Consider the following 5,252-nt stretch of genomic DNA (forward strand, 5'->3'; position numbering starts at 1 on the left):
GTCCGGTGGTCATGCCCCCCAGAAAGACCGCGAGCAGCAGGGCATGGAGCGCGCCCATGGCACCGAGATAAGTCCAGAAATTGAGACCGGGGTAGGCCAGCCCGGCGAGGTAAACCAGGAACACGCCATAAGCCAGCAAGCCATGGGTGCCGTGCACAAAAGCCGGGGCCCGACCGGCGAGCACGTAGAGGGTGCCCATGCCAAACAGGGCGGTCACGACAATCAGAATCAGACCACTGATGGTGGTGACCGTGGGGGCGAGAATGACCAGTGCCAGGGCAACCAGTCCGACCAGGGTGGCGACGACCCGATGGGCGGCTTCCGGGTCACCCCGGACCATCAGCACCACAATATTGCGGGTGTAGGGCCATTTGGTCCCCAGAGACAGGCCATAACCGAAGCCTTCGACGATGCTGCCGAGCAGGATCAGGACCATGGCAAAGCCGACTTCGCTGGCCTTGAGGCCGTTGACCAGGCCATTCAGCAGTCCGTGACTGCTGAAGCCCTGCCACAGGCCTGCCGCTACCGCCAGCAGCAGACCAGCCGTGATGATCCGGCCAATCAGGCGCACCGCCGGCGTCATCTCCCCTTCTATGGCGTGGGGAAGCTGCCCCTCCCCGCCCGCTCCACCTAACTCAGCGGCTTGTCTCATGATTTTCTCACCCATATAGTCACCCTTCAGTGCATGCCTGGCATACCCGGAATCATCGGCATAGTGCGCAGGTATAACTGTGAGAACATCCACCAGGTCAGTCCGATCGTGATGACAAACAAGGGAATGAACATTACCAGAGCCACCGTATTCCAGATGTTGTGTTCAGAAATGTCGATATGCAGCAGGAAATAAATCTGGGCGATGGCCGCTAGACCCGCACAACCCATAATGGTCAGCAACAGGGGGAAAGGTGCCAGGACCTGACCACTGACCAGAATGGTAGCAGCCAGCATCAATAAAGATGCAATAATAAATCCTGTCAAATAACTCCCACGACTCGCCATCTGTACTTCCGGATGTTCAATCGGATTGCTATGACCATGACTCATGACATATACCCCCACAAATAAACAAACACATAAATAAAGACCCACATTACCGCCTGAAACTGCCAGAACATGCGCAAACTGATCAGACGTCCAACCACATCTTCCGTAAAGCCTTTTCTCAAGATTTGATACAACATCACCAGCATCCAGATCAGGCCTACAAAAATGTGGGCGGCGTGGACCTGGGTCAACGCGTAAAAGGCGGAAAGACCGCCACTGACTTCCGGCGTTACGCCGATGCTGATCATGCGCAACACGTCATGAATATCCAGGCCAACAAAGACGATACCCAAAACCATGGAGGCAATTATTCCATTGATAACGCCGGCCTTACTGCCGGTTTTCAGTGAAGCCATGGAAAACCCGTAAGCCAGCACACTCAGAAACAAGGCCATGGTCTGAATAAAGGTGTACCAGGGAGCAACAAATTGTGCCGGCGTCGGACCGGTATAATAACTATGAGAATAACTCAGCACGCCATAAGCTGCGAAAAGTGTCGCAAACAACATTCCGTCACTTAGAATATACATCCAGAACCCGAAGGTTCGGGTGGAAATTACATCATGCCCTTCGTAATCATCCGACCACAAAACCACCTGGTTGGGATCTACGGGCTTATCATGAGAAGAACTCATATCCAACTCCTTCATTAAATGCTGGGCAAAAGCGTGGCAGTATCAATCCTGCCACGCTATCCGGTGGAATTAAGACAACGGTCGGGAATTTCCAGGCGGAGTACCCTGAGGTCTTTGATCACTTGCTGCGGCGGAATAAGCCGTTACTGTTCCTCCGGTATAACCACCGCCTTTGGGGAGATGTTGTTGACCATCAGACATGTTCTGCCGGGATTGCCGATCCAGCTTTTCCATTTCTTCTGCAGAAATAACGTAACCAGGATCACCTTTACCGGAACGATAAATCATGATCAGTACCGTTAAAACCAGCGCCGCAACGGTCAACCACCAGATCCGCCAGGTCAGTCCAAAACCTATGACAAAGGTTAATGCACCAATATAAACGGCTACGCCTGTGTTATTGGGCATATGTATGGCAGCAAAGTGATCTGGCCGACTTTCTGAAAGGCCATGCTCCCGACGCCAGGCCGCTTCATCCCGGGCATTGATATGCGGAACCATAGCGTAATTATAAAAAGGCACAGGTGAATCGGTCAGCCATTCCAGACTCCGGGAAGTACCCCAGGCATCTGCACCCACACGATGATGCGCCCGATCCCGAATACTGACATAAATCATCCAAAGAAAGGCCAGTACCGACAGCACATAAACGACGATGCCGATTTCCTGAACATCAAACCATACTGCCCAATGCGGATCAAAAGGCCAATCCAGGCGCCGTGTTTCGCCCATAAAGCCCAGCATGAACATCGGGAAAAAGACCAGGAAGGTGCCGGCACTAAATAACCAGAACATGATTTTTCCCCAGGCTTCGTGGAGCTTGAAACCGAAAACCTTGGGAAACCAGAAAATCACTGCACCGAAAACCGCATAGACAATACAAAGCAGCATCATATGGAAATGCGCCACCACAAATACACTGTTGTGCACCATATAGTTAACCGCTGGAATAGAAAGCATCATTCCGGTCAGACCACCAATCAACAGCAGGAACAAAGCACCAATGGCCCAGAGCATGGCTGCGCTAAAAGTGAGTCTTCCCTTGTACATGGTTGCTGCCCAATTGAAGACTTTCACACCCGTGGGAATACCCACCAGCATGGTCGCAATACTAAACTCCGTACTGACATAAGGACCCATACCCATGGTAAAAAAGTGATGCAGCCAGACAATCCAGGATACGCCAGCAATGGCAAAAGTAGCTAATACCATGGCCGTATAACCGAAAATCGGCTTTTCGGAGAAAGCAGGAATAATTTCAGAAATCATGCCAAAAGCCGGAAGAATGACGAAATAAACTTCTGGATGACCCCAGAGCCAGAACAGGTTGGTGTACAGCATCAAATTTCCACCAAATCCGGCGGTAAAAAAGTGAGTACCCAGATAGCGATCCGCACCCACCAGTGCCAAGGCCACCTGCAAACAGGGAAAGGAAGTTAACGCAATAATATTGGCCGAAACAGCAGACCAGGTAAAAATTGGCAGACGACTCCAGGTCATTCCAGGTGCCCGCATTTTAACCACTGTTGCGAGAAAATTGATACTTCCCAATGTCGTTCCAAGAGCCACCAACTCCAGAGTCCATATCCAGTAGTCCACACCTACACCAGGACTATAAGCCAGTTCAAATATAGGCGCGTAACCAAACCAGCCATTGTGCGAAAAGTCCCCTATAAATAGAGATATCATGATCAGAAACACAGCAGCGGCAGTAATCCATAAACCCAAAGCATTCAGATAGGGATAAGCCATATCCCGAGCACCAATTTGCAAAGGGACAATAATATTCATGATGCCGACCAATAGTGGCGTAGCCGCCAGAAGAATCATGATTAATCCATGCGCACTATATATTTGACCAAAATGAAAGGGGGTCAAATAGCCGTGAATTGCGCCCATGGCTTTCATACCATTATCACCAGGCCCCACCGCCAGCATTTGTTGGGTACGCATCATCAGGCCATCAATAAATCCTCGAAAAAGCATAACCAGACCAAGGATGATATACATGACACCCAACTTCTTGTGATCTACCGTGGTAAACCATTCTTTCCAGAGATAACCCCATTTCCCGTAATAAGTAATAGCTGCCACCAGCGCTATTCCAGCGAGAACGATCACCACAAATAGCGGCGCAAGAATGGGATTGGTGTAAGGGATCTCGGACAAGGCGAGACGTCCCAGCAGAGGACTCCAAGGTCCAGGTACGTTAACCAGCATAGCGGTTCTCCATTGCGAGTCTGTTGTTATCAGGCGCGATGTTCTGCGGCTTGCAGTTTTAAGTAGTGAAACATGTTTTCAGTCATAAACATGGGTAAAGGCCATTTTTTGCCATCCATAACCTCCAGAAGCAGATGATTAAAAAGACCATGCTCAACATGCCCATAAACCGGGGTTTTATCCTTTACATTGATATAGGGTTCGGCAAAGCGGTTGAACTGCGCGTAATCCATGGTATTCGGGCTGTTTTCAACACCGTGCGCCCATTGTTTGAAATCGGCCATACTGACCACTTTGGTTTTGAAGAGCATCCACGAAGTTCCTGCTCCGCAATAATCTGCAGCAATCCCTTGATAGGTCCCGAGATTGTTGCTTTCTAAGGCATCTTTAGTGCGCATGCCTGGCATCACATCAATCATGCCCAGCAACTGGGGTACAAAGAAGTCCGTAGTGACCGCCGTAGAGGTCAACTTGAAAAACACCGGCGTATGGGCTGGCACGACCAGTTCATTGGCGACGGCCATGTTGTGAAACTGGGGATAGATAAACAGCCATTGCCAATCCGTCGCGATGACATCAACCTGTATGGGATCGCCTTTCGGCTTCATGTGTTTGGTAATGATGGTAGGATTGTAGGGATTGACCGCGAAACTGCCATGTATGGCTACGGCCCAGGAAAGAAAAGCAACGGCAACGATTGGGATACCCCAAAAGGCCACCTCTAGTTTTCTGGAATGCTCCCATTTCCCATCATAGGTGCCACGATTCTTGCCTTTTTGGTACTTCCACATGAACCAGACAATCAAAATGGCCGTAACACCAACAATCGCCAGCATGACGGCCACATCAATCATCATGTATATGAAGCTGGCATGGGCACCTACTCCCTTGGGATTAAATATCCACCAGATGGAATGTTTTGCACAGCCATTCAATAACAGCAGTAACGGAATAATCGCCAAATAACGCAAGTGACTTAGCTTTGCTTTCTTCAACATATTCACCTCTCCTTCAATGAGGTATTTATTAGAAAAAGGTACTAAACCGGCTCCTCGCTACTTGGAGTGGATACGAGGGTACGGTAGTCTTAGGCCATTGCTGATCTAGGGAAGGTTAATGATGGACGAAGACAAGCTGTTTACCTTGGCGTTGGGGTTGGTTCCGCCGTGGATGGTGGACGATGTGACTTTCAAGCTGGAGGAGAAGCGGTTGGACCTGCATATCAACTTTCCCAAGGGAAGTCGGCTTGCTTGCCCTGTCTGCGGTCAGGACTGCCCGGTCCATGACACGGTGGAACAGGAATGGCGACATATGGATTTCTTCCTGTCTCTTATACACATCTCCGAGCCCACG

Annotated in this window: 4 protein-coding genes and 2 pseudogenes; 1 reads left to right on the forward strand and 5 read right to left on the reverse strand. The window is 50.1% G+C overall.

The window, feature by feature from the left end; genetic code table 11:
* The 5 genes and pseudogenes from H7F08_RS14745 to H7F08_RS14765 form a co-directional block, all read right to left on the reverse strand.
* A pseudogene (locus H7F08_RS14745) lies at positions 1-652 on the reverse strand (cytochrome C oxidase assembly protein); the annotation flags it as partial.
* 26 nt (positions 653-678) lie between these two features.
* Positions 679-1,044 carry a cytochrome o ubiquinol/quinol oxidase subunit IV gene (locus tag H7F08_RS14750; RefSeq protein ID WP_010643010.1) on the reverse strand — a complete coding sequence of 122 codons (366 nt, stop codon included), beginning with the start codon at positions 1,042-1,044 and terminating at the stop codon, positions 679-681.
* Positions 1,041-1,679: a cytochrome c oxidase subunit 3 gene (locus H7F08_RS14755; protein WP_010643012.1), complete on the reverse strand. Its 639-nt coding sequence runs from the start codon at positions 1,677-1,679 to the stop codon at positions 1,041-1,043. Before H7F08_RS14755 ends, H7F08_RS14750 begins: the two co-directional genes overlap by 4 nt.
* 69 nt (positions 1,680-1,748) lie before the next feature.
* Positions 1,749-3,899 (reverse strand): cbb3-type cytochrome c oxidase subunit I, encoded by a 2,151-nt coding sequence (locus H7F08_RS14760; protein WP_075322372.1) that lies wholly within the window; start codon positions 3,897-3,899, stop codon positions 1,749-1,751.
* A gap of 29 nt (positions 3,900-3,928) precedes the next feature.
* Positions 3,929-4,897, reverse strand: a complete 969-nt coding sequence (locus H7F08_RS14765; RefSeq protein ID WP_031569193.1) for a ubiquinol oxidase subunit II — start codon at positions 4,895-4,897, stop codon at positions 3,929-3,931.
* A gap of 118 nt (positions 4,898-5,015) precedes the next feature.
* Between H7F08_RS14765 and H7F08_RS14770 the strand changes: the two are divergent.
* Positions 5,016-5,252, forward strand: a pseudogene (locus H7F08_RS14770) (ISL3 family transposase); the annotation flags it as partial.

It is taken from the genome of Acidithiobacillus sp. HP-11 (assembly GCF_015100075.1).
In the GTDB taxonomy this organism is placed as follows: Bacteria; Pseudomonadota; Gammaproteobacteria; order Acidithiobacillales; family Acidithiobacillaceae; genus Acidithiobacillus; species Acidithiobacillus thiooxidans.

Coding starts and splice junctions, on each gene's coding strand:
- H7F08_RS14750 (WP_010643010.1), bottom strand. CDS start 1,044: ATGAGTCATGGTCATAGCAATCCGATTGAACATCCGGAAGTACAGATG.
- H7F08_RS14765 (WP_031569193.1), bottom strand. CDS start 4,897: ATGTTGAAGAAAGCAAAGCTAAGTCACTTGCGTTATTTGGCGATTATT.
- H7F08_RS14755 (WP_010643012.1), bottom strand. CDS start 1,679: ATGAGTTCTTCTCATGATAAGCCCGTAGATCCCAACCAGGTGGTTTTG.
- H7F08_RS14760 (WP_075322372.1), bottom strand. CDS start 3,899: ATGCTGGTTAACGTACCTGGACCTTGGAGTCCTCTGCTGGGACGTCTC.